Source organism: Nakamurella aerolata (assembly GCF_013002705.1).
Classification (GTDB): Bacteria; Actinomycetota; Actinomycetes; order Mycobacteriales; family Nakamurellaceae; genus Nakamurella; species Nakamurella aerolata.
On record NZ_JABEND010000012.1, the window covers coordinates 92,606 to 117,071 of the forward strand.

Annotated in this window: 30 protein-coding genes, 1 pseudogene and 1 riboswitch; of the genes and pseudogenes, 13 read left to right on the forward strand and 18 right to left on the reverse strand. The window is 67.8% G+C overall.

The features are described from left to right. Positions 1–55: 55 nt before the first annotated feature. Positions 56–1,768 (reverse strand): ABC transporter permease, encoded by a 1,713-nt coding sequence (locus tag HKD39_RS16930; protein ID WP_171201052.1) that lies wholly within the window; start codon positions 1,766–1,768, stop codon positions 56–58. Between the two features lie 10 nt (positions 1,769–1,778). Next, positions 1,779–2,711 (reverse strand): thiamine ABC transporter substrate-binding protein, encoded by a 933-nt coding sequence (locus tag HKD39_RS16935; protein ID WP_212754687.1) that lies wholly within the window; start codon positions 2,709–2,711, stop codon positions 1,779–1,781. On the opposite strand from HKD39_RS16935, the gene HKD39_RS19010 reads away from it, so the two are divergent. Beyond that, the gene (locus HKD39_RS19010; RefSeq protein WP_212754688.1) at positions 2,689–2,910 is read left to right on the forward strand and encodes a hypothetical protein; all 222 of its coding nucleotides are present in this window, start codon (positions 2,689–2,691) and stop codon (positions 2,908–2,910) included. The two genes, HKD39_RS16935 and HKD39_RS19010, sit on opposite strands and share 23 nt — an antisense overlap. Positions 2,911–3,164: 254 nt before the next feature. Further along, positions 3,165–3,273, reverse strand: a riboswitch (TPP riboswitch). 23 nt (positions 3,274–3,296) lie between these two features. Here the strand turns inward: HKD39_RS19010 and HKD39_RS16940 are convergent. Together HKD39_RS16940 and HKD39_RS16945 are read right to left on the reverse strand one after the other, a co-directional pair. Then, positions 3,297–4,574, reverse strand: a complete 1,278-nt coding sequence (locus HKD39_RS16940; RefSeq protein ID WP_171201053.1) for a glycosyltransferase 87 family protein — start codon at positions 4,572–4,574, stop codon at positions 3,297–3,299. Further along, positions 4,571–5,926, reverse strand: a complete 1,356-nt coding sequence (locus HKD39_RS16945; RefSeq protein WP_171201054.1) for a glycosyltransferase 87 family protein — start codon at positions 5,924–5,926, stop codon at positions 4,571–4,573. Before HKD39_RS16945 ends, HKD39_RS16940 begins: the two co-directional genes overlap by 4 nt. Before the next feature lie 85 nt (positions 5,927–6,011). Here HKD39_RS16945 and HKD39_RS16950 point away from each other — a divergent pair, with 85 nt between their 5' ends. Next, entirely contained in the window at positions 6,012–6,977 is a 966-nt protein-coding gene (locus HKD39_RS16950) for a DUF389 domain-containing protein (protein ID WP_171201055.1), read from the forward strand. Positions 6,978–7,098: 121 nt separating this feature from the next. Continuing rightward, a complete protein-coding gene (locus tag HKD39_RS16955) occupies positions 7,099–7,971 on the forward strand; it encodes an NAD-dependent epimerase/dehydratase family protein (RefSeq protein ID WP_212754689.1) in 873 nt (290 codons plus the stop codon). A gap of 13 nt (positions 7,972–7,984) precedes the next feature. On the opposite strand, the gene HKD39_RS16960 is transcribed toward HKD39_RS16955, so the two are convergent. The 4 genes from HKD39_RS16960 to HKD39_RS16975 form a co-directional block, all read right to left on the reverse strand. After that, entirely contained in the window at positions 7,985–8,791 is an 807-nt protein-coding gene (locus HKD39_RS16960; protein WP_171201056.1) for an SDR family oxidoreductase, read from the reverse strand. Then, positions 8,788–9,882 (reverse strand): LLM class flavin-dependent oxidoreductase, encoded by a 1,095-nt coding sequence (locus HKD39_RS16965; RefSeq protein ID WP_171201057.1) that lies wholly within the window; start codon positions 9,880–9,882, stop codon positions 8,788–8,790. Before HKD39_RS16965 ends, HKD39_RS16960 begins: the two co-directional genes overlap by 4 nt. Before the next feature lie 238 nt (positions 9,883–10,120). Then, complete coding sequence (locus HKD39_RS16970) at positions 10,121–10,993, reverse strand: WD40 repeat domain-containing protein (RefSeq protein WP_212754690.1); 873 nt, start codon at positions 10,991–10,993, stop codon at positions 10,121–10,123. A gap of 537 nt (positions 10,994–11,530) precedes the next feature. After that, positions 11,531–12,079, reverse strand: coding sequence for a GNAT family N-acetyltransferase (locus HKD39_RS16975; RefSeq protein WP_171201059.1), 549 nt, complete (start codon positions 12,077–12,079; stop codon positions 11,531–11,533). A gap of 153 nt (positions 12,080–12,232) precedes the next feature. Between HKD39_RS16975 and HKD39_RS16980 the strand changes: the two genes are divergently transcribed. Then, the gene (locus HKD39_RS16980; protein WP_171201060.1) at positions 12,233–12,634 is read left to right on the forward strand and encodes a VOC family protein; all 402 of its coding nucleotides are present in this window, start codon (positions 12,233–12,235) and stop codon (positions 12,632–12,634) included. Between the two features lie 6 nt (positions 12,635–12,640). On the opposite strand, the gene HKD39_RS16985 is transcribed toward HKD39_RS16980, so the two are convergent. Together HKD39_RS16985 and HKD39_RS16990 are read right to left on the reverse strand one after the other, a co-directional pair. Next, positions 12,641–12,904: a hypothetical protein gene (locus HKD39_RS16985; RefSeq protein ID WP_171201061.1), complete on the reverse strand. Its 264-nt coding sequence runs from the start codon at positions 12,902–12,904 to the stop codon at positions 12,641–12,643. A gap of 15 nt (positions 12,905–12,919) precedes the next feature. Beyond that, positions 12,920–13,750: an aminotransferase class IV family protein gene (locus HKD39_RS16990; protein WP_171201062.1), complete on the reverse strand. Its 831-nt coding sequence runs from the start codon at positions 13,748–13,750 to the stop codon at positions 12,920–12,922. 26 nt (positions 13,751–13,776) lie between these two features. Here HKD39_RS16990 and HKD39_RS16995 point away from each other — a divergent pair, with 26 nt between their 5' ends. Next, a complete protein-coding gene (locus HKD39_RS16995; protein ID WP_343074760.1) occupies positions 13,777–14,157 on the forward strand; it encodes a MerR family transcriptional regulator in 381 nt (126 codons plus the stop codon). 44 nt (positions 14,158–14,201) lie between these two features. Here the strand turns inward: HKD39_RS16995 and HKD39_RS17000 are convergent, their stop codons facing one another. Both HKD39_RS17000 and HKD39_RS20835 read right to left on the reverse strand, forming a co-directional pair. Next, positions 14,202–14,591: a type II toxin-antitoxin system VapC family toxin gene (locus tag HKD39_RS17000; RefSeq protein WP_171201064.1), complete on the reverse strand. Its 390-nt coding sequence runs from the start codon at positions 14,589–14,591 to the stop codon at positions 14,202–14,204. Further along, complete coding sequence (locus HKD39_RS20835) at positions 14,588–14,842, reverse strand: type II toxin-antitoxin system Phd/YefM family antitoxin (protein ID WP_171201065.1); 255 nt, start codon at positions 14,840–14,842, stop codon at positions 14,588–14,590. Before HKD39_RS20835 ends, HKD39_RS17000 begins: the two co-directional genes overlap by 4 nt. Positions 14,843–15,171: 329 nt before the next feature. Between HKD39_RS20835 and HKD39_RS17010 the strand changes: the two genes are divergently transcribed. The 7 genes and pseudogenes from HKD39_RS17010 (at position 15,172) to HKD39_RS17035 (ending at position 19,826) form a co-directional block, all read left to right on the forward strand. Further along, positions 15,172–15,873 (forward strand): hypothetical protein, encoded by a 702-nt coding sequence (locus HKD39_RS17010; protein ID WP_171201066.1) that lies wholly within the window; start codon positions 15,172–15,174, stop codon positions 15,871–15,873. Beyond that, a complete protein-coding gene (locus HKD39_RS17015; protein WP_171201067.1) occupies positions 15,863–16,984 on the forward strand; it encodes a helix-turn-helix domain-containing protein in 1,122 nt (373 codons plus the stop codon). Before HKD39_RS17010 ends, HKD39_RS17015 begins: the two co-directional genes overlap by 11 nt. An 81-nt stretch (positions 16,985–17,065) precedes the next feature. Further along, positions 17,066–17,959, forward strand: coding sequence for a hypothetical protein (locus HKD39_RS17020; protein ID WP_171201068.1), 894 nt, complete (start codon positions 17,066–17,068; stop codon positions 17,957–17,959). 150 nt (positions 17,960–18,109) lie between these two features. Beyond that, complete coding sequence (locus HKD39_RS17025) at positions 18,110–18,874, forward strand: HTH domain-containing protein (RefSeq protein ID WP_425488469.1); 765 nt, start codon at positions 18,110–18,112, stop codon at positions 18,872–18,874. A gap of 58 nt (positions 18,875–18,932) precedes the next feature. Next, positions 18,933–19,115 (forward strand): annotated as a pseudogene (locus HKD39_RS20685) (hypothetical protein); the annotation flags it as partial. Positions 19,116–19,176: 61 nt separating this feature from the next. Next, entirely contained in the window at positions 19,177–19,410 is a 234-nt protein-coding gene (locus HKD39_RS17030) for a FitA-like ribbon-helix-helix domain-containing protein (RefSeq protein WP_171201069.1), read from the forward strand. Beyond that, a complete protein-coding gene (locus HKD39_RS17035; protein WP_171201070.1) occupies positions 19,407–19,826 on the forward strand; it encodes a PIN domain-containing protein in 420 nt (139 codons plus the stop codon). Before HKD39_RS17030 ends, HKD39_RS17035 begins: the two co-directional genes overlap by 4 nt. A 17-nt stretch (positions 19,827–19,843) precedes the next feature. Here the strand turns inward: HKD39_RS17035 and HKD39_RS17040 are convergent, their stop codons facing one another. From HKD39_RS17040 to HKD39_RS17065, 6 genes are all read right to left on the reverse strand, one after another. Then, entirely contained in the window at positions 19,844–20,239 is a 396-nt protein-coding gene (locus tag HKD39_RS17040; protein ID WP_171201071.1) for a Rid family hydrolase, read from the reverse strand. 155 nt (positions 20,240–20,394) lie between these two features. Then, positions 20,395–20,967: a P-loop NTPase family protein gene (locus HKD39_RS17045; RefSeq protein ID WP_171201072.1), complete on the reverse strand. Its 573-nt coding sequence runs from the start codon at positions 20,965–20,967 to the stop codon at positions 20,395–20,397. Beyond that, positions 20,964–21,266 (reverse strand): HigA family addiction module antitoxin, encoded by a 303-nt coding sequence (locus HKD39_RS17050; RefSeq protein WP_171201073.1) that lies wholly within the window; start codon positions 21,264–21,266, stop codon positions 20,964–20,966. The genes HKD39_RS17045 and HKD39_RS17050 overlap by 4 nt, the downstream gene beginning before the upstream one ends. Then, a complete protein-coding gene (locus tag HKD39_RS17055; protein WP_171201074.1) occupies positions 21,253–21,534 on the reverse strand; it encodes a type II toxin-antitoxin system RelE/ParE family toxin in 282 nt (93 codons plus the stop codon). Before HKD39_RS17055 ends, HKD39_RS17050 begins: the two co-directional genes overlap by 14 nt. Before the next feature lie 33 nt (positions 21,535–21,567). Beyond that, positions 21,568–22,647, reverse strand: coding sequence for a redox-regulated ATPase YchF (ychF, locus tag HKD39_RS17060; RefSeq protein ID WP_171201075.1), 1,080 nt, complete (start codon positions 22,645–22,647; stop codon positions 21,568–21,570). 11 nt (positions 22,648–22,658) lie between these two features. Further along, a complete protein-coding gene (locus tag HKD39_RS17065; RefSeq protein WP_171201076.1) occupies positions 22,659–23,372 on the reverse strand; it encodes a hypothetical protein in 714 nt (237 codons plus the stop codon). A 117-nt stretch (positions 23,373–23,489) separates the two neighbouring features. Here HKD39_RS17065 and HKD39_RS17070 point away from each other — a divergent pair, with 117 nt between their 5' ends. Continuing rightward, positions 23,490–24,434, forward strand: coding sequence for an MFS transporter (locus tag HKD39_RS17070; RefSeq protein WP_171201077.1), 945 nt, complete (start codon positions 23,490–23,492; stop codon positions 24,432–24,434). Positions 24,435–24,466 lie beyond the last annotated feature (32 nt).

Here is a 24,466-nt window from a genome sequence, read left to right on the forward strand (position 1 = left end):
GGGCGATCACGGCCGGCTCCGGGCGAGGGTACACCGGGAGAATCTTTGCGGCGCATCAGAAACCACCGATCCTGGCATTGGCCCCGCTGACCGCCTCGACCACCAGCAGCACCAGCGCACACAGCAGGGCGAGCAGCACCGCCGCCGCCAGTGCCATGCCGGTGTTCAGTTCGCCGGGGCGGCCGATCAGCCTGGCGATCAGCACCGGCAGGGTGGGCCGCTGCGGAGTGGCCAGAAAGCTGGTGGCACCGAACTCGCCCAGCGCGACCGCGAAGGCGAAAGCAGCGGCACCGCCGAAAGCCCTTCGGGCGATGGGAAGATCGACCGTCCACCACACCCGCAGCGGTGGCGCACCAGCCGACGCCGCCGCCTGCCGCAGCCGATCGTCGATGCCGCGCAGCACCGGCAACACCATCCGAACCACCAGCGGCAGCGCCACCAGCGCCTGCGCGATCGGCACCAGCAGCGGCGACGAGCGCAGGTCGAGCGGCGGGGAGTCCAACGCGATCAGGAACCCGAAACCGACCGTCACCGCAGAGACACCGAGCGGCAGCATCATGAATCCGTCAACGGCGCCGAGCAGCCGCCGCGCCGCTCGGCTGCGGGGCCGCCGCGCCAGCACCACCGACAACGCCACCCCGACGATCACCGCAAGCACCGCCGCCAATGCCGCTGCCCGCAACGAGTTTGCCAGTGCCGTTGTAGCCGGCACCAGCATCAGGTTGTCCTGGCCCACCGTGCCGAGCGCAGCGTAGTTGGCTAGACCGAAGCCGCCGCCGGGCTCCCGCAACGAGCGCAGCACCAGCGTGCCGAGGACGCCGAGAAAAGCCAGCGCCACCAGCGTGGTGACGACGGCCGCGACGGCATCGCCGAGGCCGAACCGGGTGGGACGCCGCACCCCACTGTCCAGTCGCTGGGTGGTGTCGGTGCGCCGGCGCAGCGCCGCCACTACCACCAACAGCAGCGTCACCAGCACCAGCTGCGCGATCGACAGCACCGCCGCGGTGCGCAGGTCGAGGAACTCCTGTGTCTGCCGGTAGATCTCGGTCTCCAAGGTGTTGAGCCGTCCGGCACCGAGGATCAGCACGATGCCGAAACTGGTGGCGCAGAACAGGAATACCATGGTGAACGCTCCGGTGATGGCGGGGCCGAGGGCAGGCAGGGTGACCGTCAGGAAGGCCCGCAACGGGGTTGCCCCCAGCGAGCGCGCGGCCGCCAGCGGCCGGTCGTCCAGCACCGCCCAGCTGCTGCCGACGGTGCGCACCACCATGCCGTAGTTCAGGAACACGTGCGCCGCCAGGATCGCGGCGACGGTCTCGTCCAACCCCCAACTGCCCAGCGGGCCGCCGGGGGTGAGCAGGATCTTGAACGCCAGCGCGACCACCACGGTGGGCAGCACCAGCGGCATGGTGAGCACCGCCCGCAACACCGCACGGCCAGGAAAACGCTTGCGGTACAGCAGGTATGCGCCGGGGATGCCCAGCAGCAGACAGAGCACCGCTGAGGCCGCCGCCTGCCAGATGGTGAAGGCGACAAGCGAACGCATCCGCGGCCGCGCGAACACGTCACCGAACGCCGACAGGTCGAGTCGTCCGTCGACGAACAGTCCGCGGCCCAGCAGGGTCAGCACCGGGTAGCAGAAGAACACCAGCAACGCCGCGGTGGGAATCGCGGCCAGCAGCACCAGTCCGACCCGGCGCAGCCACCGCCAGCCGTCGCCGGGCCGCTCGCGCGGGCCGGCCGCGCTCACGCTGCTGGCGACCGTCATGCCGCCGAGCTCACTGCCCCATCAGATCGGACCACTCACCGATCCAGGCCTGCCGGTTCTCGGCGATCTGCTGCGGGTCGACGGTGGCCGGCTTGTCGGCGACCGGTGCGAACTTCGCCCATTCGGCCGGCAGCTGCACTCCGGCGGTGACCGGGTAGACGTACATCTGCTCCGGCAGCGCCTGCTGGAACTCCTTGGACAGCAAGAAGTCCACCACCTTCTTGGCACCGTCAGGGTTCTTCGCACCGGCCAGCACCCCGGTGTACTCGACCTGCCGGAAGCAGGTGTTCAGCAGCGCGCCGGTGGTGGCCTTGCCGTCCTTCACCGTCGACGGCGGCGAGGAGGCGTACGACACCACCAGCGGACGGGTGCCGGTCTCGGAGCCACCGGTGAAGTCGACCGTGTAGGCGTCTTCCCAGCCGGCATCCACCTTGACCCCGTTGGCTTTCAGCTGGCGCCAGTAGTCTTGCCAGCCGTCGGAGCCCTTGGCGCTCATGGTGCCGAGCAGGAACGCGAGACCGGGCGAGCTGGTGGCCGGCGACTGCACCACCAACAAGTCCTTGTACTCGGGCTTGGTGAGATCGTCGTAGCTCTTCGGCTCGGCGAGCTTCTTGTTGGTGAACCAGGTGTGGTCGACGTTGACGCACACATCGCCGTAGTCGACAGCGGTGAGCCGGTTCGAATCGTCGATGGCGTATTTGTCGGCCCCGTTCGCCGCTGCCGCAGAGGCATAGGGCTGCAACACGTCTGCGTCCAGCGCGCGCGAGGCGAAGGTGTTGTCGATGCCGAAAACCACGTCACCGAGCGGATTGTCCTTGGTGAGCACCAGCTTGTTGGTCATCGCCCCGGCGTCGCCCTGGGCCAGCACCGTGAGCTTGACGCCCGACTGCTTCTCGAAGTCGGCGATGAGCTTCTTGTTCATGTTGAACGAATCGTGGGTCACCAGCGTCACCTCGCCGGCCGAACCCGGCGCCACCGGCGCCACCGACTCGGGCGCCGGCGACGACACGGACGACACAGCGGACGCCGGACCGGCCGAAGCCGTTGCGCCGCCGCCACTTCCGGCTGCAGCGGAACTGCTGCCACCCACGGTGGACGCCGCGGACGCATCGGCGCCGGCCGCCGCGCTCGTGCCGGCCTGATCGCCGGCCGTGCCGGCACCGTTCGAGGTGACGGGGGCGCCGGTGGTTCCGGCGCCGGACCCGGCTGAGCTGCCGGACCCGGCTGAGCTGCCGGAGCCGTCGGAGCTGCCGCACCCGGCCAGCAGCACCGCTGTCACCGCGAGGGCCGCCGCCGGCCATCCCACGCGCCGACGCACGGCCTTCGCGCGGGGACGAATCTGACGATGGTGAGTGTTCATTGACTGTGCCCTCCTGTGGGACGAAGGCACGGGCTGCAAACTGCGAGAGGACGTCCCTGCGCCGGCATGATCCGGATCAGGTTCGACGGTCCGGGACTCCGTGTCCCGCTCTCAGCCCGGCGCACCGGACTCCCGTGTCAGCCGCTCACTCTAATGGTTGACCGGGAGCTACTGCTCGACGGGAGCGCCGCGTCCCTCGGGCCGGCGACCGACCTGACCCGATCGGACGCCTTCGGTCCGCCGACCCAGCCGCCACAGCACCAGCAGCGTCACGATGCCAAGCACCGGATACGCCAACGACAGCCCCAACTCCCACCATTGCCAGCTCCGGCCGGTGGCACCGGCGTCCTTCTCGCGGGCGGCGGCGATCGGCACCGCGAAGGTGAAGATGGCCAGCGTCCAGCACCAGGCGAGCACCCGCACCGACCGCTCCCGCCGGTCGGCGCCGAGCAGGCACCACAACAGCAACGGCAGCACCCACACCCAGTGGTGGTTCCAGGAGATCGGCGACACCAGCAACCCGCACAGCTGCACCGCCAGGAACGCGGCCAGCCGGTCGCCGCGCCGGGTCACCCGCTGACAGACCAGCACCGTCAGCACCAGCACCAGCACCGCTGCGAGCAGCCACACCGCTGTCGCCGCCGAGCCGACCGTGCGGGCCGCCACCCCGCGCAGCGATTGGTTGCGCATCGCCTGGATCTCACCGGTGCGGGAGGCGTCGAACATCAACGAGGTGAAGAAGTCCCACGTCGGGCCCGGCATCGCGAGCAGGCAGATGCCGACGGTGACGGCGAAGCTGACCACAGCGGCGGTCACCGCCGTCCACTGCCGCCGGATCAGGTAGTACAGCCCGGTGATCGACGGTACCAGCTTGATGCCGGCGGCCAGCCCGACGGTGACGCCGGCCAGCCACTGCCGCGCCGTCACCGCCCCGGCCAACAGCAATGCCATCAGCAGCAGGTTGACCTGGCCGTAGTTGAAGGTGGTACGCACCGGCTCGGACCACAGCGTCACCGCCGTCACGGTGACGGTCACCCCGCGGGTCAGCGCGCGCGGCCAGCGCCCGTCCGGCCCGGCCAGACTCAGCAGGCGCAACGTCAGGTACACCGACGTTGCCAGCGCCAGCAGACACAGCAACTGCCAGCCGGCCGCCGCGACCGGCCATGGCAACTGCGCCAGCGGCCAGAACAGCAACGTCGGGAACGGCGGATAGGTGAACGGCAGTCCCTGCGGCGTCAGGAAAGTGTAGAGCGTTCCGTCACCCAGATGATCGGCGGACGACAAATAGACCCGCAGGTCGATCATCGCCAGCCCGTCGGTGCCGGCGGCCATCACCAGCACGTGGCCCATCAGCGAAACCATCAGCAGCAGCCACACCAACGGCGTGGTGAGCCAACGGGACCAGCGGGGCAGCGAGCGAGCCGGAGCGTCGGTCCGTCCGGTCACCACTCGTCTCGTTCAGACTTCTTCTCGGAGCGCAGCGCCGACCGGGACCCGGCAACCCGATCGCCGGCGGCGGCCGGCGCCGACCCTGGGGAGCGGAAGCACCAATCGGCGAACAGCACCAGCACCAGGCACCACAGCATCGGGACGGCCGACAGCACCAGCTCGACGGTGGACGCGTCGTACCAGACCACCGTGCGATGCAGATAGGTGGCAGGGTGCATTCCCCAGCTCAACAGCCCGACAACGCTCAGCACCGCCAGCGCGATCCGGTGCCGGCGTTGCTCGCCGTGGCTGCCGCGCAGCTGCCACCAGCCGACGATCAGCAGCAGCAGCGCCGGAACCACCCACACGTTGTGGTGCATCCACGAGACCGGCGCGATCAACACGCCGACCAGACCGGTGACGGTCATCGCCGCGACCGGGTTGACCTTGTGCAACCGGGCGACCGCGACCATGCCGACCACCAGCACCATGATCGAGCCGAGCAACCACAACGTTTTGGAGTCGGTGTTGATGTCGAAGAACCGCACCGCAACGCCGTTGAGCGACTGGTTCTGGACGTACGCGGGGCTGCCGACCTTGCTGGTGTCCCACAGCCGTTCGGTGAAGTAGCTCCAGGTGTCGCGCGGCATGGCGAGGCCACCGATCACGGTGCCGATGACGGCAGTGCCGATGCCGTTACGGGCGGCGCGCCACTGCCGGGTGACCAACAACTGGATCAGGAAGATGCCAGGAGTGATCTTCAGCGCGGTGGCCAGCCCGACGCCGATGCCGGCATAACGCGGGTATTTCTTGGAGATCCACAGCAGATCGGCGGCCACCAGCAGCCCGAGGAAGATGTTGATCTGCCCGAACGACAGGTTCTCCCGCCAGGGTTCGGTGGTGAAGGCGATCGGCGTCAGCACCAGGATCGCCGCCAGGGTCTCTTTGCGGGTGAGGACGCGGGCCCCGCTCAGCAACGCCCGGCCGGGGCTGAACTGGCTGGGCAGCACCCGCACCAGAATCACCGCGAGCATCGCGGCGCCGGCCACCACGATGGCGGTGAGCGTCACCACCTGCACCGTGGTGAAGCCGACCGACGCCATCGGGGCCATCAGCACCGCAGCGAGCGGTGGGTAGGTGAATCCGATGCTGCCCATGGTCGGATCCCACTGGCTGTACTCGTAGAGGCCGTTGCCGGAGGTCCACGAGCGCACCGCAGAGTCGTAGATGTTCAGGTCGTACTGATTCAGCCAGGTCGAGGCGAGGTTCGCGACCAGCAGCGAGAACACACAGGCCGCGACGAACAGGCCGGTCAGCCGGGCGCGGGAGCCATACCACGGCTGGGTAGCGGCTGGCCTGTCGGTCGTCACGCTTACAGACTATTGTGTCGAGCCGTTCCGCGGCGCCAGGTTAAGCCTGCGAGCGGCGCCAGGGTGGCCCAGATAACGTCGCTTCATGCTCGTGCACCTGCGGTTGACCGTGCCGCCCGACCTGAGCGGGGCGGTGCTCAAGGCATTGGAGAACGATCCACGGCTGACCAACCTCGCGGTGCTGCGCGGCGTCTCGGTGCGGCCCCCGGGCGACCTGATCGAGCTTGATGTGGCCAGGGAAGCCGCCAACTCGGTGTTGAGCACCCTGGCCGACCTCGGCGTCGGCAAGCGCGGCGGCATCATCGTCAGCCCGGTGGGCGCCAACCCGTTCGACGCCGCCGCCGAGGTGGACAAGGCCGCCCACGGCGACCCGGACGACGCGGTGGTCTGGGACGTGGTGGTGGAGCGGGCCGTCGCCGCGTCGAAGTCGACCTGGTCGTTCCACCTGTTCCTGACCATCGCGGTGACCCTGGCCGCGATAGCGGTGATCACCGACTCGGCGATCCTGGTGGTCGGCGCCATGGTGGTTGGACCGGAATTCGCCACGGTGGCCGCGGTGTGCGTCGGCCTGGTGTTTCTGCGCTGGCGGCTCACCTGGGACGCGGTGCGGCTGCTGCTGTTCGGCTTCGGCTGCGCGATCGCAATCGTGACGGTGCTGGCGCTGATCGGCCGGATCTTCGGGCTGGTGACCTTCGAGGCGGTGACCAGGCCGCGGCCCTTCACAGGCTTCGTCTGGCACCCGGACATCTGGTCGCTGCTGGTCGCGATTCTCGCCGGGGCGGCCGGGGTGATGGCGCTGTCGACGGAGAAGGCCCAGGCCATGGTCGGAGTGTTCATCTCGGTGACGACGGTGCCGGCCGCCGGCAACCTGGCGCTGGCGCTGGCGGTGTGGTCCGGCCGGGAGATCACCGGATCGCTGGCCCAGCTTGGCATCAACGTGCTCGGCATGGTGACCGCAGGAGTGGTGGTGCTGGCCCTGCAACGGGTGTACCTGGCTCGGTTCGGCGGGACGCCTGGCCGGCATCTGCACGCCGATCCCGAAGTGGAGTAGGCGGCCGCCCTTTCGCCGGCCTTTTGCGCCGGTCCGGAACACGAACACAACTGTTTCAGTACGTCACAACCCGTCCAGCGCGCTGAAACGGTTGTGCCGTACCGAAACGGTTGTGCTGGCGGTGCGTACCGATCGCGCGGGCGGGTCGCCGTCCAGGGAACTGAGCATTCTGGGCGTTCTGAGCGCCGGTACCGTCGGCGGCATGCGCATCCTCGTCACCGGCGCCGCCGGGAACATCGGGACCGTGGTGTCCGCCGGACTGGCCGAGCAGGGACATCTGGTGCGCGGGCTGGACCTGCGCGAACCTGCGGACGCCAGCACCTTCGCGCTGGGCTGGATCACCGGCAGCGCGCTCGACCCGGAGACGGTGGACCGGGCGGTCGACGGCGTTGAGGCGGTGGTGCACCTGGCCGGCAATCCCGGCGAGGCGTCGCTGCCGGACTCGCTGGAATCGCATGTGCACACCACCGCCCGGCTGCTCGATGCCATGGTGCGGCACGGCGTTCCGCGGATGGCCTATGCCAGCAGCAACCACGCCGTCGGGATGACGGAGCGCACCGACTCGCTGCCGGTGGACGTGCGGGGCCGGCCCGATACCTTCTATGGCGTCGCGAAGGTGGCGGCCGAGGGGCTGCTGAGCCTGTACGCCGACCGGCACGGCATCAACTCGGTGGCGATGCGGATCGGCTCGTTCTTGCCGGAGCCGGCCAGCACCCGCGCGCTGGCCACCTGGCTCTCCCCCGCCGACACCGTGCGGATGGTGCTGGCCGCCGTCACCACCGACCGCCCGGGATACCACGTGCTGTACGGGATCTCGGCCAACAGCGACGGCTGGTGGGATCTGCAGCCAGGGCACGAGCTCGGTTATTCACCTCAGGACGACGCCGCCGCCTTCGCCGGTGCGGTGCCCGACCGCCCCGGCGATGCCGCCGAGGGCGAGCGAGTCGGCGGTCCGTTCGCGCTACCGGACGCCGGGCGCCCGGCCTTCGACTGAGCCCTGGGCGGGCTCACTTGGCTTCTGAGCCACGGGCTTCTGAGTCACGGGCTTCCGGGTCAGCGCCGCGGGCCGCCCGACCGCCGTCCACCGGTACAACGGCGCCGCTGACGAAAGCCGCCGCGTCGGACAACAGGAAGGCGACAACGTCGGCGACCTCGTCCGTTGTTCCCGGCCGACCCAGCGGATGCAGCTGAGCCATCTGGTGTTGCAGCTGCACCCGCTGCCACTCCGGTTGCGCGGCAAGCAGTTCGACATAGCGATCGGTGACGATGCTGCCAAGGGCAACGGCATTGACCCTGATGCCGTCCGGCCCGTAGTCAACGGCCGCCGCCCTGGTGAGTCCTTCCACGGCGGCCTTGGCGACGGCGTAGGCGAGCGCGCCGCGCACCGGCCGCGACGCCTGGTGCGACGACACATTCACCACAGCTCCTGGGCTGCCGGCACGGCGGAACTCGGCAACGGCGGCCGCAGTTCCGATGAGCGCCGGACGTGGGTTGGCGTGCACCAGCTCAGCCACCTCCGCAGCGTGCAGATGCAGCCAGCGGTCGGCGAAGACCGCGGCGTTGTTCACCCACCCGTCCAGCCGCCCGATCGAGCGAGCCTCCGAGACTGCTTGCGCGGCAACGGTTTCGTCGCCCGCGTTACCGACGACCAACCGCGCACCAGCTGATGCGACCCACTCGGCAGCCGACTCCGATCGCTCCAGCACGACAACGCCGGTGCCCCCGGTGAGCAGTCGTTCGGCGATGGCCCGGCCCACGCCCTGCCCGGCGCCGGTGACGACGACGGCAGGGCGCGCGGTGTCGTTGCCGCTCACTCGCTCGCCAGCAGCTCTCGCGCCTGCGGGATCACCCGCTCGCCGAAGAGTTCGACGCAGCTGAGCCGGGCATCGGCCGGTAGCGGACCGAAGCCGTAGACCAGATCGAACCGGTCGACGCCGAGTGTCCGCACCGTCGCGGCGATCTTGCGGGCGACCGTCTCCGGCGAGCCGACGTACAGCGAGCCGCGGGTGATCTCGCCGTCGAACTCCTCACGGGTGATCGGCGGCCAGCCACGATCGCGACCAATCCGATCTCGATGCACCTTGAACGCCGGCCAGTAGGTGTCGACCGCCTCGGCATCGGTCTCGGCGATGTGTCCGGGCGAGTGGATGCCGATCTCCCGCGGGTCGGTGCCGAACTCCTTGGCGGCGCGGCGGTACAGATCGACGTACGGTGCGAACCGCTGCGGTGGACCACCGATGATCGCCAGCATCAACGCAAACCCGTAGTGCGCGGCCCGCACCACCGACTCCGGCGATCCACCGACGCCGACCAGCGTATCGATGCGGCCGGACTCGGTCTTGGGGAACACATCCGCGTTGCTGAGCGATGCCCTGGTGCGGCCTTCCCAGGTGACCGGTTCCTCCTTGATCAGCTCCGCGAACAGCTGCACCTTCTCTTCGAAAAGCTCGTCGTAGTCGGCAAGGTCGTACCCGAACAGCGGGAACGACTCGGTGAACGACCCGCGGCCGAGGATCACCTGCGCCCGGCCGTTGGACAGCGCATCGACGGTGGCGAACCGCTCGAACACCCGCACCGGATCGTCGGAGGACAGCACCGTCACTCCGGACGCCAGCTTGATGCGCTCGGTGCGGGTGGCGATCCCCGCCAGCACCGTCTCTGGGCTGGAGATCGCGAAGTCGTCGCGATGGTGCTCCCCCAACGCGATGACGTCGACCCCGCGCTGGTCGGCGGCGATCGCCTCGGTGACCACCTGCCGGATGGCTGCCGCGTAGCTGAGCAGCTTGCCGTCCGGCCCGAGCGGCAGATCACCGAAGCTGTCCAGCCCGAACTCCACTCGCGGTGTGTCGGACGCCGTGTTGCCGGGCTCGGCCCGGGCGGACGGCTCGGTCGGCGGATTCGTCATGGCGCTCCTTCGGTTAGTGCGGCCGGGCGCCGCCACCCGACGAGTGTCCGGCACGAGCGCTCACCACGCGACCCGACGGGCGCCCCCGCTCTGCCGGGCGAGGGTTGTACCTGAGCTGCCTCCAGTCACGGCAAAGCGCAAGAAACACCTGGATTTCGCGCACTGGAAGCAGCTCAGGTCGAAGTGGACGGGTGGGCGCGGCGAACCACTCGGCCGCGCCACCGCTGCAATCGCAGTGCTACTGCGGACCCCGCAGTGTCCCGCGGTTTTCGCCGGTGGCGACATCGATCATCCGCACCCCGCGCCGGGCATCTTGAGCAAACAACAGCTTTCCGTCCGACGAGAACGCCGATTGCTCCACCTGGTACAGCCATTCGGCAAGTTCCAGCGTGCGCAGCTGGCCCGACGGAAGTCGGTGATACAGCGTCCGGCCGACGACGAACGCGAGCGCACCCTGGGCCGACACCGCCAGCGAGCGAGGTGCGTCGTGGGTGTCGATGAACTCGTCTGTTGAACCGCCGGCTTTCCGGAGCAGCAGTCCCTGCCGGTCGGCATCATCGGCGCGACCGACAATGCCGGCACAAGTGTCGGCACTGACCGGAACCCAACCGCTTGTGGTCGGCGTGAACGGCCCCCATTCCTGTTTCGGCTCAAGCGAGTCGGTGCGTAACGCGACAACGCCATCGCGTCGTGACAGCAACAGTTCTCCGGTACCGGGTTGCACCAGCAGGCGCGTGCCGATCGCTCCGCCGGACACTTCCCTCGTGCCCAGCAGCCTGCTGCCAGCGACGTCCCATCGTCGCAAGGTTCCATCGGCACCCAGGCTGATAAGGGTCGCGTCCTCGACAAAGTGCATGCCGCCGAAGGATTCCGCCGGTCGTACGTCGGCAGGCATTCGATGACCGACAAGCTCGCCAACCTGACAGCCGTTACGGTGCACCACCAATGCGCTGTCGCAGCGCGGCGTTACCGCCAGGGCGCCTTGGGCGGCGAACATCGGGCTGTCGGAACGCTGCGCTGCCAACAGCTTCAGCAGCGTGCCGCTGCGGCGGTCGAACTCTGCGACCGCGTCGATGTACATGGTGATGATCGTTCTGTCGGTGATCACCATGGGCCCAAAGAAGTCAACCGGCTGCACGTCACCCGCCAGCGGCGGGGTGGCCGCGCAGAACCGTTGCAACCGCTGAAAAGTGTGGCTCTCGAGTGTGACGCACCGCTCCGGAGTGACGAGCGCACCGGACGGCGCGGCCGTGCCGGCCATCAACCCGGTCGGCGCCTGCGCCGTAGACACCGGCCCGACGGGGCCTGCGGCGGGCCCGCCGCCGCCGACGGTGCGGACGCCGACCCGGGCGCGGACGCAGGAGCCCCGGCGCTGGTACAACCCGTCACCAGCGCGGCCAACGGACTCATGGCGGCAGCGGCCAGCAATCCGCGGCGGCTGAGGTCGTGGTTCATCGCATGGGGGCCTGCCACGTCTGGGGTGTGGTCAACGTTCCCCTTGATACCGCGATGTCGATCCATCAGGCGTCCATAGGGTGTGGGTGCGGGCGGCCGATCGAGGCCGGCAGGTCGATCAGGCCAGCATCTCAGCCCGCGGCCCGCCATGGGCAGAACTCCGCAGATTCCGTCGGCATTGCGGCGGGCCTGGTCAGCCGGCCCAGTCGCGGCGGAGCAGCCCGTAGACCCAGGAGTCGGAGACGTCGCCGTTGACGATGCAGTCTTCGCGCAGCGTGCCCTCGCGGACAAAGCCGAGTTTTTCCAGCACCCGCGCGCTGGCGCCGTTGCGGGTGTCAGCCTCGGCCTGCACCCTGTTCAGGTCGAAGGTGTCGAAAGCCCAGCGCAGCAAGGCATGTGCCGCCTCCGTCGCATAGCCACGGCCCCAGGATTCGCGGGTGAGGCAGTAGCCCAACGACGCGCTGCGAAAGTCCGGACTCCAGCTGTTGAACGTGCACCAGCCAATGAATGCTTGATCAGACCCACGCTCGATCGCCACCCGCGCACCGCTGCCGCTCTCGGCGAGGCGTCGGCAGCCTGCCATGAAACCTGCGACCGAGCTGCGGTCGGTCCACGGCGGGGAGTCCCAGTACCGCAGTACTTGCGCGTCGCTCTGCAGCGCGAACAGATCGTCGCCGTCGGCATCGGTGAAGGGGCGCAGCAGCAATCGTTCGGTCTGCAGCGTCGGGGTGGGTACGGTCACCGACCCACGGTTTCACGACCCGGCGGGTTGCGACACTCTATTTACCCCGAGGTTTGCCCTGAGCGTGGTTTGGGGCCGATGTGGTTCTGGACCACCGGCAAGCAGGAGAATCCACCCATGCCTCCCATCGAACCCGTGCCATCCACCGAACCGATGCCTTCCACCGATACGTCGGCGCCGCGGCTCCGGCAAGCGAACGCGCACGTGTTCGTCACCGACTTCGCGCGGGCGTTGGCGTTCTACCGCACCGTTCTCGGGTTCGACATCGTCTTCAGCTACGGCGAACCACCGTTCTACGGCGAGGTCCGCCGCGACGACGCCAGCCTCAACCTGCGGCACGTCGACGAGTCACCGTTCGCGCCGGACGTACGTGAGCGAGAGCAGTTGCTGTCCGCCAGCATTGCGACCGCCGGCGTCGAGGCGCTCTTCGGCGAGTACCGGGCCGCCGGCGCCGACTTCCACGAGAGACTGCGGGCAAAACCGTGGGGTGCCAACGAGTTTGTCATCCGCGATCCGGACGGCAACCTCATCCTCTTCGGCTCGCCGGCGGCTTAGCGCACCTCACGTTTTGTCAGCGTCACCCGCGAGTTGTTCGCGGATGTCTTGCCATTGCTCCCAGCACCGGTCGGGGTCGATGTCGGGGTAGCCGCGCTGCTCCGCGACCGCCTCGGCCACCGATCTCTCGACGGCGATGCAGGTGGAATCGTCGCGCAGGAACAGCACCTCGTCCTCGGTGAGCGGACTGCCCTTCGACCGCTCGGCGTCCAGCAGGACGGCGACGAGCGGCGGAATGAAGCTGAGCACCAGCTCATCATCGGCAGCCATCACGTCACCTCTCTGTCATCGGCAGCGGCTCGAAACCATCTCCTCAACTGTAGATTCCGGTTCGTCGCGGTACGCGGCGTGCAGGAGCCGAGCGAACTCGGGATCTTGGCCGAGCGGCCGATCGCCGATGCGCGCGATCGGAATGCCGGGGCGCCACGAGTTCATCACCACCGCGGAGCGGTGGGTGCCAAGCTCGTCGAGGCGTACCTCGCGGATCTGCTGCGGGATGCCGAGCCGCTGCAGCCGGCGGGTGAGAATCTGCATGGTCACGCCGGGCAGGACGTCTGCGCGGGGCCAGATCACGGATTGCCCGTCCCAGAACGCGAGGTTCCAGATCGTCGCTTCGCCGAGTCGTCCGGCACCATCGATGAAGGCGGCGTCGTCGAACCCCCGATCGTTCGCCTGCCGCAGCAGAAGGGTCTTGGAGACCTCACCGACGTGCTTGACCCTCGGCAGATGGCGTTGGTGTTCGACAGCGTCCAGGGCGAGCGGACCCGCGGGTGGCTCGGCCGGGTCGGTGACCCTGATCAGCACGTCGAGCGCGGTGGTCGCGCCGGCCGGGGCGAACTCTCCGGGACGTGACGTGACGAAGCACGTCAGCGATGCATCGGGCGGGGCCGATGCCAGCCCGCGCCGCATGACGTTGAGGATCACGTCGTCGTCGAGGTGCTTCCCGAAGAGCACGTCGCTGGCTTCCCGCAGCCGCGCAAGGTGCAGGTCAAGGCCGCGCACCCGGCCGTCCCGCACCTGCATCGCCGTGAAGTGGGCGTATCCGGCGAACGCCAACGGAGCCACGTCCGCTAGCTCCGCCGACCTACCATTGAATTGAGTGATCGAACCTGTCATGGCGAGGACGGTAGGAGTTGACGCTAGTGACACAGGCAAGTCTCGACACCCTGGCGCAGCGACCGCTCCGGATCGGTGAACTCGCTGCGGTCACGTCGACGACGCCTCGGATGCTGCGGCACTACGAAAACCGTGGCCTGATCGACGCAGCTCGATCAGCGACGGGCCAACGACTCTTCCACCCATCGACCATCGAGACGGTTCGTTCGATCCGCCGATTGATCGCGGCGGGACTGCCGGTCGAGCTGATTCACGAGCTGCTCGACTGCATTCACGATGACGATCGTCTTGAGCCGTGCGCGGTGCCGCTGCTGGTGGATCATCTCGCGACGTATGACGTTCGCATCGCAAAGCTGAGCAGCACCCGAGACGCGCTCCAAGGACTCATCAATGCGTCCCGCAGCTAGCCGACGTCCGGCAGTCTGGGGAGTGGACGTCAGCCCGTGGTGACTCAGGGCCTTGGCGCATGGACCCGAAGTCCCAGGTCGGCGGCCGCGTCGGCAAGGCGGAGGTCGTAGGTGACGAGCGCCTCGATGTCGAGGCGGATCGAAGCGGCCAGATGCAGAGCGTCGAGTGATCGCAGCGTTGAGCCTGGAAGTAGCCCTGCCTCGCGGTAGACGCTCGGGGGGAGATCGTGAAGGTCGACCCCAGTGAGGATCGTCGAAACGGAGCCTTGGGGCAGGCCATGTCGGTTCGCGAACCGGCGCAGTTCGGTCTCGAGCAGGTGGGTGGCAACCAGGGTCACGTCGACCCCGTCTGCCCACGTAGCGAGTGGGACGCTCTCGACTTCCTCTACCAGCAGTTTTGCCGCTGCAGAGGTGTCAAGGTAGAACCGACTCAACGATCACCCCGAAGGTCGTCGAGAGTCTCGGCGGCGGGAGTGGCGATTGAGTGCCTGACCAGCTGTGAGAACCCGCCATGCCTCGCCGCTGGTCGATGCAGCGGGAGATCAGGGGTGGCTTCCGTGATGGGCACCAGCCGCGCGACCGGCTTACCGCGGCTTGTCACGGTGTACGTCTCGCCGGCCTCTACGGCGTGCAGGACCTCGCCGCTGCGGTTGCGGAGGTCGCGATGAGTCACGACAGTTACCATGACGCCAAGGTAGCACCTGTAGCACTTCAGGTTGGCCGAATTGCGTCGCTCCGGTTTCCGCGGCGAAAGCCTGGGCGTCTAACGCATCGGAGTTACACGTTGAATCGGAACTCCACCGAATGGAGATTCGCGCTTTAACGTCTGAGTGTTCGTAGCGGTCCGCAATCGGGGCCGTCAGCGCCGGCTTGGTGGCGCCTGAGACCGCGAACTCATGCTCGGGACGCGCCGTAGCGGTCTTCTGAAGCGTTCATGCGCGTTTCGTGTTGCATGCTGAAGTTGTTGTCCTGGCCGAATCCGCGGCTCCGGACGCCGATTCAGGAGGGTCCACGATGGTTCCACTCTCGCCTGCCGAGGCTCTCGGCTCCCACGCTCACGGTGTTCGCGACCTGCTCGTTGAGGTCGCCCGGTCCCGCCACGACCGCGCGGCGGAAGCTCATCTGGCATCGGGGTCGCGGTACTCCATGGGCTTCGGAAGCCAGTGGCGCGATCTGCTCGACGACGTAATGGAGGCGCTGGCCGATCGCGGCTATCAGTCGCACAAGCTCTCACCTGCCGGCTACGAGCTCCCCGTCGTCAATGACTGCCTTCTCTACGTGTGGAGGGTTCCGGGCACTCCCGACGCGATCACCGACTTCGCGTCGAGCCCGACGAGGAAGAACGGTTTCTCTGCCCAGCCGCCTGACCCGATGCTGTTCGAGCCTGGATTCGGGGACGGGCCCGATCACGATGAAGCGGCCGAGGACACGGAGGAGGCCAAGATCGACCGCCTGGTGCGCGCCGTGGGCGGATCGATGCCCGTCGTGCTCGCCATGGTCCATTCTTCGCCGCGCCAGTTGCAGTCGATCGAGTGGGCCGTCGCTGAGCTCGACGAAACCGGCAAGGTCAAGCTGCACGGGCACGAGCCAATCTGGGAGCCGGAAGCGAATGTCGACGCGGTCGCCTCGGACGTCGAGTCCTTCGACCGCGGCACGCCCGTCGAGCCTGTCATCGAGCCACGCGAGCAGGAGGGCACGGATCCGGATGCGCGATGACACCCCGAGCCTGCTCGACCTCTCGGGTTCCGGGCCGGCGCAGGGCCGCTTCGAGCCGGCCAGGCTCACCCAGGCCCGCGCCCGTCGCTCGGTGACCAAGACCGACCTGGCCGCAGAGGTCGGCGTGTCCGCAGCGGCGATCGGGCAGTACGAGGCGGGAGTCAACTCGCCCCGCGCCGAAGTCCTCGATCGCTTGGCGAAGGCCCTGGACGTCCGACCCGGCTTCTTCGGCGTCGGCCGGCCCCTGGCGCGGATCGACACCGTCAACGCCCACTTCCGCAGCCTGCGGTCGGCCCGCGTGAGCGATCGCCAGAAGGCGCTGGCAACGGCGACGCTAGTGTGGGAACTGACGTTCGCGCTCGAGCGGCACGTCAGGCTCCCCGAGGCCGACCTCCCGGAGGTCCGTTTAGGAAGCTCGCCCGCTGAGGCGGCGGCGCTCCTGCGACGCCATTGGGACCTGCCCGACGGGCCGATCAAGCACCTGGTTGCCACGGCCGAGTCCCGCGGCACCGTGGTCGCCGTGCGCCCACTCGCCGAGATCGACTCCGTCGACGCCTTCTCCGTCGTCATCGTCGACCGACCGATCATCATCACGACGCCGCGCCGGACGGAGAACGTGTTCAGGCACCGGTTCTCGATCGCGCACGAGATCGGGCACCTGCTGCTCCACTCCGACTCCGGTGAGCACAGCGCCATCATCGAGAAGGAGGCCGACGAGTTCGCCGCGGCGTTCCTGACCCCGGCGGCGTCCATGGACGCGGCCCTGCCGCAGCGGCTTGACCTCGCGGCCCTTGACCGCCTCGGGAGAACGTGGGGCGTCTCGCCGACCTCGTTGGTCAGACGGATGGTCGAGCGTGGGCGCACCACCGAGTCCTCGGCGCGTCGGGCCTATCAGCGCCTGTCGGCCGTCTACGACTCCAAGGCTGACCCAACGAGCGCCTATCCGGGCGAGGTGCCGACGCTGCTGCGGAAGGCCGCTGACCTCGCAAATGATCACGGCGCGCCCGTGCCCGTGCTCGCCCAATCGCTGAAGATCAGCCCGGCCCAGGTCCGTGACCTGCTGGGGGAGACCGACGAGCGCCCGGTGCTGCGCCTCGTCGCCGGCGGCTGACGACCTCATTCCCGCCGGCGCGCGACCAACCGACGTCGCAGACCGCGCCGCTCCACACCGACGAAGAAGGGATTCTCAGCGATGGCCTATCCCACGCTCGCTGTCCACCTGCTCATATCGGCTCCGGGTGACGTGCCGCTCGATGACATGGCCGTCATCCGCAAGACGATCAGCCAGTGGAACCTCAACCTTGGCCGCCATGTCGGCCTTACGGTTCTGCCCGTGTCCTGGACCGAGCATGCCGTCGCCGAGTTCGGGGAGCGGCCACAGGAGATCCTCAACCATCAGATCGTCGAGGAGGCTGACCTCGCGGTGGCACTCTTCCAGGATCGCCTCGGGACGCCGACTGGCGAGGCCGAGTCGGGCACGGCAGAGGAGATCAAGGTCCTCGTCGCGGCGGGGAAGTCGGTGGCGGTCCTCGTGAACTCGGCTCCGCGCCCGCCCCTGAGCGGAGAAGCACTCGACGCACGCCAGCGGCTCAACGCCTACCTCGGCGAACTGCGCAAGTCCGCTCTCGTCCTTGAGTACGGCAACGACGGGGCACGCATCGGTCAACTCAACAATTTCCTCAGCCGAGCGACGGCACAGTTCCAGCAATCGGTCGAGTCCTCGAAGGACGCGCCGCCGGACGCGCCGGACCCTTCCGAAGGCGTCTGGCCGCGCGCCGAGGTGCGCGAGAGCGTGAAGACCGACAGCAAGGGCCGCGTCAACACCAGGCGGAACTGGTCACTCGTGCTCCACAACACCTCCCGCGGGCCAGCCGCCGACGTCGACTTCGAGTTCGTGGACCTGCCAGAGAACGCAGTGTTCCGCGTGCGTCGAGAGGCAGGTCCGCTCGGAACCATCCCGCCCGGCCAGGAAGCGCGGTTTCCTCTGTTGCTCGCTGCGGGCTCGCCGGACGCGGTCGATTGCGTGGTCACGTGGACCGACGCCTCGGGAAACGGCCGGGAGACGAGGGCGACGGTCCGAACCTGACGTTCGCAACCCTGGCGACGTGGTGGAATTTAGATCTCGAGGTAGAACCGACCAGCGAACCGCTTCGACGTTGTTCTCCGGTCGCTCCGGACGTAGTGCCTTAGGGTCGTGCACATGAAGGACATGCCCTGGCGACGTGCCATCCTGAAGGTGTTGTCAGACGCAGAAGAGCCACTGCACTACTCCGACATCGCGCAGCGCATCCTCGAAGACGGCCTGCGGCAGCATGGAGGGGCGACCCCTGCTGCCACGGTCGCCGCCACCATCTCGATGTCTATGCAGACAGATCTCGTTCGTGTGGACAGAGGTGTCTACGCACTGGCTTCGTCGTCCGCGAAGCCAGCGAGTCCCGCAAGTGTGGATGAGCCTTCTTCTGCCGAGGAAGAGTCTTCTGCTCCTACCGAAGGGGTCACTGAAGACACGGGTTTTCTCAACGCTTTTGGCATGTTCTGGCGACGAGAAGAGGTCGACTGGGAGCAGCGGGGCCAGGTGCTTCTTGGTGCACAGCTGAAGGCGGCACAGCCGATCGATTTCGCCGACCAGGTGGGTGTCTACATCCTGTATTCAGGGGACAGGGTGCTTTACGTGGGCCGCATCACTGAGCCTCGGCTCGGGCCCCGCTTATGGGATCATACCCGCGACCGCTTGACGGGTCGCTGGGATCGATTCTCCTGGTTCGGAGTTCGGGAGGTCGCCGACAACGGAAGTTTGGGCCGCGTTCCGACAGGAAACTTTGCTGTTGACATGCTTGTTGCAACCATGGAAGCCCTTCTGATAGAGGGCCTCGAACCCCCGCAGAACCGACGACGGGGCGATGGTTTCAACGCGACAGAGTTTATTCAGACGACAGACCCTAATGTCGAGCGTCGGCGCGCGCAGCAGTTCCTGCAGCGTCTCGCGAGCGGGGAGCGGTGACGGTCAGTGGCGGTGTGCCTTGACCGGGTATGTCACATTTCGGGGTTCCTGTTGTCGGGTCGGGACGATCAACGCGGCCATCGGGCGGCGCGGACCCAACCCGGGCTGCGACAACGGCGCGCCCGGCGAGCCCTACGCGCAGATCATGGAGCAGATGACCGCTGCCGGGGCGCTCCCCATCCTGGCCCACGTGAACGCGAAGCCAGCCGGCCTGCTGACGACTCTGTCAGGCCAGCCGCTCGTCCCAGGCCTTGAAGTTCCCGCCTGCTAGCATTGATGCAATCATTCGGGAGGTGGTCGGCATGTCGTCAATCGTCGTTCGCGGGCTCGACGAGTCCGTCAAGGCAAGGCTTGCCGCGCAGGCGACGCAGCATGGTCGGTCCATGGAAGCCGAAGTCCGGGACATTCTGACCAAGGCCGCGACGCGCCCAAACATCGGCCTCGCACTCCTTGAGGCGGGGCAGGCGGCGGGTGGTGTCGAGGAACTGCCGGTGCCGGACCGTGCCGACACCGCTCGGGCGGCTGACTTCTCGTGATCATCCTCGACACCAACGTCGTGTCCGAGGTGCTAGAACCGCAACCCGACGCACGGGTCGTCGCCTGGATGGAATCACTGACCGATGACGTCGCCATCACTTCGGTCACCCTCGCCGAACTGCTGGCGGGGCTCCGAAGGTTGCCCGAGGGCAAGCGCAAGGTCGGCCTGACGGCCGCCGTGGAGACCGTGATCGGGCCCTACCGTGACACCCGGGCGATCATCGCCTTCGATGCAGCGGCTGCGTCTCGGTATGCCGACATCCTTGCGGCGCGGGAGAGCGAGGGCCTTCCGATCGCGACGGGCGACGCACAGATCGCGGCGATCTGCCGAGCCCACGACGCGACCTGCGCGACGCGCAACACGAAGGACTTCGTGCACACGGGCATCGCGCTGATCGACCCGTGGACGGGGTGAAGTTCGCGACGTTGTCGTCAGTCCACGATCGCGGCGACGGCCTCGATCTCTACCAGCTGGTTGTCGTACCCAAGAACCGTCACGCCCATGAGCGTGCTCGGTACGTCGTGGGTTCCGAACGCGTCGCGCACGACCTGCCATGCGGTCACCAGATCCGCCTGGGAAGTGGATGCGACGAGCACCCGAGTGCTGATCACATCCGCAATCGAGGCGCCCGCTGCGGCCAGTGCTTCCGTCATGGTCTTCACGCAGGCAGCAGCCTGACCTGCATAGTCACCGACGGCGACGGTTTCCCCGCGCTCCGTCAGTGGACATGCGCCAGCCAGAAAGATCAACCGGGCGTCTTTCGGTGCAGTTGCGGCATACGCATACTCAGCAACGTCGGAGAGCCTCTCGCTACGAATCAACTGCACGGACTCGCCATGAGATGAACTCTAACGTCGACGTCGTGCGCCGCTCGCGCCGCACCTCGTAGCTCTACTGAGGTTCATCCAGCTGGTACGGACGAGGATGTAGCGACAGTTAGACGTTGAATCTGAACTCCACGGAGATCCGGCACCGATGACGATCACAAGGCACCGGACGATGCAGCGTCCGAGACATCGGGCGCACTCCACCCGACGTCCGCGAAAACCCGCTCCAGCGCGCCACGGGCACTGACTGCCTCGTCAAAGACGACCTCGTCGAGTCCACGCACGCGGTCAGCATGGCGATACCAAGAGGCCACTGTGTCGACCGATACCTCCTCGGCCAGAGGCTTGGTGCGATGCCGCCTCAACGTCTCATCCAATGCGAGTTCGTAGCAGTAGGAGCGAGTCACACCGCGATGATCGGACTGCAGACGCGCGAGCACCTCACCGTAGATCTCTGCGTGCAGGATGCCCTCGATGACCACGTGAAGACCGTGCTCCAGCGCGAATCGCGCGGACAGATCCATGTAGGGGACGCTCAGGGCTTCTGGATGATCGCGGACGTGGAGGATCTCGCGACGCAGCACGTCGTGTCCGACGATCGCGATGCCCCGTGGCCGAGCGGCCCTGATGGCTTTGGCCAGGCTCGACTTCCCGCTACCGGAGTTGCCACGGATGATGATCAGCCGTGAGCCCTCGGAACCGACGAGCGTCGAGTCCGCGCCACTCATGCCGATTGAAAAGGCCTGATCGCTGTGATCTGCTCGCCCGCGACGTCCTCCGCGCGGTCAAGCTCGTAGTGGCTCTGCAGGTTGATCCAGAACTCCGCCGAGGTCCCGAAGTACTTCGCCAGACGCAGCGCCGTGTCCGCTGTGATGCCTCGCTTGCCGTGCACGATCTCGTTGATGCGACGCGGCGGCACCCCGATCGACACGGCGAGCTTGTTCTGCGTGATGCCGAAGCCCTCGATGAAGTCCTCCATGAGGACCTCACCCGGGTGGATCGGCTCGATCTTCTCAGTGGTAGTCAACGATCTCCACCTCCTCCGGTCCGGCGTCCGTCCATCTGAAACAGATCCGCCACTGGTCGTTGATCCTGATGCTGTGCTGACCGGCACGGTCGCCTTTCAGTGCTTCGAGCCGGTTGCCGGGTGGGATGCGGAGGTCATCGATGGACTCCGCTGATCCCACCTGACGCAGTTTGCGCAGCGCTACCCGATGGACTCTCGGATCTAACGACCGCACGCGCTCGCGACGCCACAGCCGTTCGGTCGCCTTGTCGCCGAACGATCTGATCATGGAGTCAGTCTATAACGACATCCGTCAATAACGCTAGACGTTAAACCGGAACTCCACCACGTCGCCGTCGCGCATGACGTAGTCCTTGCCCTCCATGCGGACCTTGCCCGCGGCCTTGGCTGCGGCCATCGAGCCGGCGGCCGTCAGGTCGTCGTAGCTGACGATCTCGGCCTTGATGAAGCCGCGCTCGAAGTCGGTGTGGATCACCCCGGCAGCCTGCGGTGCGGTGGCGCCCTGCCTGATGGTCCAGGCGCGGGCTTCCTTCTCCCCTGCGGTCAGGTAGGTCTGCAGGCCGAGAGTGTGAAAACCCGCGCGTGCCAACGCATGCAGGCCGGGCTCGGGTTGGCCGACCGACTCCAGCAGCTCCAGCGCCGACTCCTCGTCCAGCTCCAGCAGTTCCGATTCCACCTTGGCGTCGAGGAAGACGGCGTCGGCCGGCGTCACCGCGGCGGCCAGCTCGGCGCGGCGGGCGTCGTCGGTGAGCACACCCTCGTCGGCGTTGAACACGTAGAGGAACGGCTTTGTCGTCATCAGGGTGAGCTCGCGCAGCAGCGGCAACTCGATGGAATCCCGCTGGGAGTACAGGGTTTTGCCGTCGCTCAGGGCGGCATCGGCGGCCTTGGCCGCCTCCAGTACCGCGGCCCTTTCCTTGTTGTTGCGGGCCTCTTTCTCCAGCCGCGGGACGGCCTTCTCCAGGGTCTGCAGGTCGGCCAGGATCAGTTCGGTGTTGATGGTCTCGATGTCGGCCATCGGATCGACCCGCCCGTCGACGTGCACCACGTCGTCGTCGGAGAACACCCGCACCACCTGGCAGATCGCGTCCGCCTCGCGGATGTTCGCCAGGAATTTGTTGCCGAGGCCCTGGCCCTCGCTGGCGCCCTTGACGATGCCCGCGATGTCGACGAACGACACCGTGGCCGGCACCACCTTGGCCGAATGGAACATCTCGGCCAACGTGTCCAGCCGCGGGTCGGGCAGGGGCACCACACCGACGTTCGGCTCGATGGTGGCGAACGGATAGTTGGCCGCCAGCACCTCGGCACGGGTCAGCGCATTGAACAAGGTGGACTTGCCGACGTTGGGCAGGCCGACGATTCCCAGGGTGAGACTCACGAGGGCAAAGTCTAGGTGCCCGGCGGACGCTCGCCGTTCGCGCTCGGCTCGCCGCCGCCGGCGCTGGTGTCGCCGGCATTGGCACCGCCGGCGCTGGTGTCGCCGGCATTGGCACCGCCGGCGCTGGTGTCGCCGGCATTGACGCCGCCGGGGTCGGGGTCGCCGGCATTGACGCCGCCGGGGTCGGGGTCGCCGCCGGTTCTGGCGCTGGCGTCCGTGCCGCCGACGCCGGCATTGGCGCCGCGGCCGCTTCCACCAGTACCGGCCTGCCGCGCCGCACGCCGGGCGGCCGCCTGCGCACGCAACTCCTCCAGCTCGTCCCGGCCGCGAGCCTTGATCAGGCCGACGGCCGCCACCACGCAGCCGACTCCGGCCAGTAGCCCGACCCCGGACGCCACCGCGGCGACCGGATGCCCGCCGATGATCATCCTGGCGAACACCTGGATCCCGAACAGTGCCGCCACCACGCCCAGCAACAGCAGCACCGCGCGGGCGTCAGACCGGCCGCGCCGCAGCATCACCAGCACCACCGCCGGTAGCACCGCGAATACCAGCAGCAGCACCACAATCGTCGGCTTGCCGGCGCGGGCGATGGTGTCCGGCCACGCGATGAACGGCACCGTCACCGCGCCCAGCAGCAGGACCGCGAGCAGCGTCGCGCACGCCAGCAGGCCGAGCGACCGCCAGCGGGCCGCACTCGCGCTCGGGTTCGCAACACCAGCCATGCCGATGACCGTAGTCAACCGCCGGCGCACCGTCGGGACCCTGGCCGCAGCCGGCGTGAATCCGACACCGCCGGGCGGGTGGTTGACACAGCGACAACCGCGCCCACAGGTATTGGAATGCCATTTCAAGACGTTGGCGGCAGCTCACCGGCCGCCGTCTCCGCCGCCGGAGTCGACGAGGCGGCACTGCGCCGCAAGATCGACCGCCGGGTGCTGCTGTTGCCGTTCCTGCTCGGCTTCATCTCGATCATCGACCGGGTCAACATCGGCTTCGCGAAAGCGTCGGTGTCCAGCGATCTCGGGCTCTCGGCAACGGCGTACGGGTTCGCCGCCGGTGTGCTGTTTCTCGGCTACTTCGCCCTCGAGGTGCCGTCCAACGCCGCGCTGCGCAAGTTCGGGGCGCGAATCTGGTTGGGCCGCATCGCGATCACCTGGGGCCTGATCTGTTCGCTGACGGCCTTCGTCAGCAGTCAGTGGCTGTTCTTCCTGATGCGCTTTCTGCTCGGCGCCGCCGAGGCGGGCCTATTCCCGGGCGTGGTGCTGTACCTGACCTTCTGGTATCCCGCCGGCCAGCGCGCCAGGGGCATCGGCATCTTCATGGCGTGCGTCCCGGCCGCCACCATTCTCGGTGGGCCGTTGGCCGGCTGGATCATGGGACTGCACTCCGCCTGGGGCCTGAACGACTGGCAGTGGCTGTTCCTGATCGAGGGCATCCCCGCGGTAGTGCTCGGGCTGGCGCTGATCTGGACCTTGACCGACACCCCGGCAACCGCCAGCTGGCTCACTCCGGCGGAACGAGAGTTCTTGCAGGCCAAGCTGGACGCCGAATCCAGCACCGCCACCGCCGGGCACGTCAAGGGTGCGCTGCGGGCGGTGGTGCGCAGTCCGCTGGTGTGGTTGTTCACCCTGATCTACTTCTGTTATGCCAACGGCCAGTACGGTCTCGCGTTCTTCCTGCCGGGCATCATCGCGGCTCTTCGACTTTCCGCGGGGTGGGTCGTTCATGCTGCGGTCGGTCGCTGTCGGGTGACGGCGATGTGGATCATGATGCGCCTTCGGTAGTTGGTCATGTTCCGGAACCCGCAGGCCACGCG

What these genes read in the sequence shown, in the direction of transcription:
- HKD39_RS20835 (WP_171201065.1), bottom strand. Translation starts at nt 14,842, where the DNA reads ATGGTAACTGTCGTGACTCATCGCGACCTCCGCAACCGCAGCGGCGAG.
- HKD39_RS17055 (WP_171201074.1), bottom strand. Translation starts at nt 21,534, where the DNA reads ATGATCAGATCGTTCGGCGACAAGGCGACCGAACGGCTGTGGCGTCGC.
- HKD39_RS16980 (WP_171201060.1), top strand. Translation starts at nt 12,233, where the DNA reads ATGCCTTCCACCGATACGTCGGCGCCGCGGCTCCGGCAAGCGAACGCG.
- HKD39_RS17030 (WP_171201069.1), top strand. Translation starts at nt 19,177, where the DNA reads ATGTCGTCAATCGTCGTTCGCGGGCTCGACGAGTCCGTCAAGGCAAGG.
- HKD39_RS16965 (WP_171201057.1), bottom strand. Translation starts at nt 9,882, where the DNA reads ATGACGAATCCGCCGACCGAGCCGTCCGCCCGGGCCGAGCCCGGCAAC.
- HKD39_RS17070 (WP_171201077.1), top strand. Translation starts at nt 23,490, where the DNA reads ATGCCATTTCAAGACGTTGGCGGCAGCTCACCGGCCGCCGTCTCCGCC.
- HKD39_RS16950 (WP_171201055.1), top strand. Translation starts at nt 6,012, where the DNA reads ATGCTCGTGCACCTGCGGTTGACCGTGCCGCCCGACCTGAGCGGGGCG.
- HKD39_RS16970 (WP_212754690.1), bottom strand. Translation starts at nt 10,993, where the DNA reads ATGGTGATCACCGACAGAACGATCATCACCATGTACATCGACGCGGTC.
- HKD39_RS17065 (WP_171201076.1), bottom strand. Translation starts at nt 23,372, where the DNA reads ATGGCTGGTGTTGCGAACCCGAGCGCGAGTGCGGCCCGCTGGCGGTCG.
- HKD39_RS16985 (WP_171201061.1), bottom strand. Translation starts at nt 12,904, where the DNA reads ATGGCTGCCGATGATGAGCTGGTGCTCAGCTTCATTCCGCCGCTCGTC.
- HKD39_RS19010 (WP_212754688.1), top strand. Translation starts at nt 2,689, where the DNA reads ATGTTGAACGAATCGTGGGTCACCAGCGTCACCTCGCCGGCCGAACCC.
- HKD39_RS16930 (WP_171201052.1), bottom strand. Translation starts at nt 1,768, where the DNA reads ATGACGGTCGCCAGCAGCGTGAGCGCGGCCGGCCCGCGCGAGCGGCCC.
- HKD39_RS17020 (WP_171201068.1), top strand. Translation starts at nt 17,066, where the DNA reads ATGGCCTATCCCACGCTCGCTGTCCACCTGCTCATATCGGCTCCGGGT.
- HKD39_RS16990 (WP_171201062.1), bottom strand. Translation starts at nt 13,750, where the DNA reads ATGACAGGTTCGATCACTCAATTCAATGGTAGGTCGGCGGAGCTAGCG.
- HKD39_RS17010 (WP_171201066.1), top strand. Translation starts at nt 15,172, where the DNA reads ATGGTTCCACTCTCGCCTGCCGAGGCTCTCGGCTCCCACGCTCACGGT.
- HKD39_RS17015 (WP_171201067.1), top strand. Translation starts at nt 15,863, where the DNA reads ATGCGCGATGACACCCCGAGCCTGCTCGACCTCTCGGGTTCCGGGCCG.
- HKD39_RS17045 (WP_171201072.1), bottom strand. Translation starts at nt 20,967, where the DNA reads ATGAGTGGCGCGGACTCGACGCTCGTCGGTTCCGAGGGCTCACGGCTG.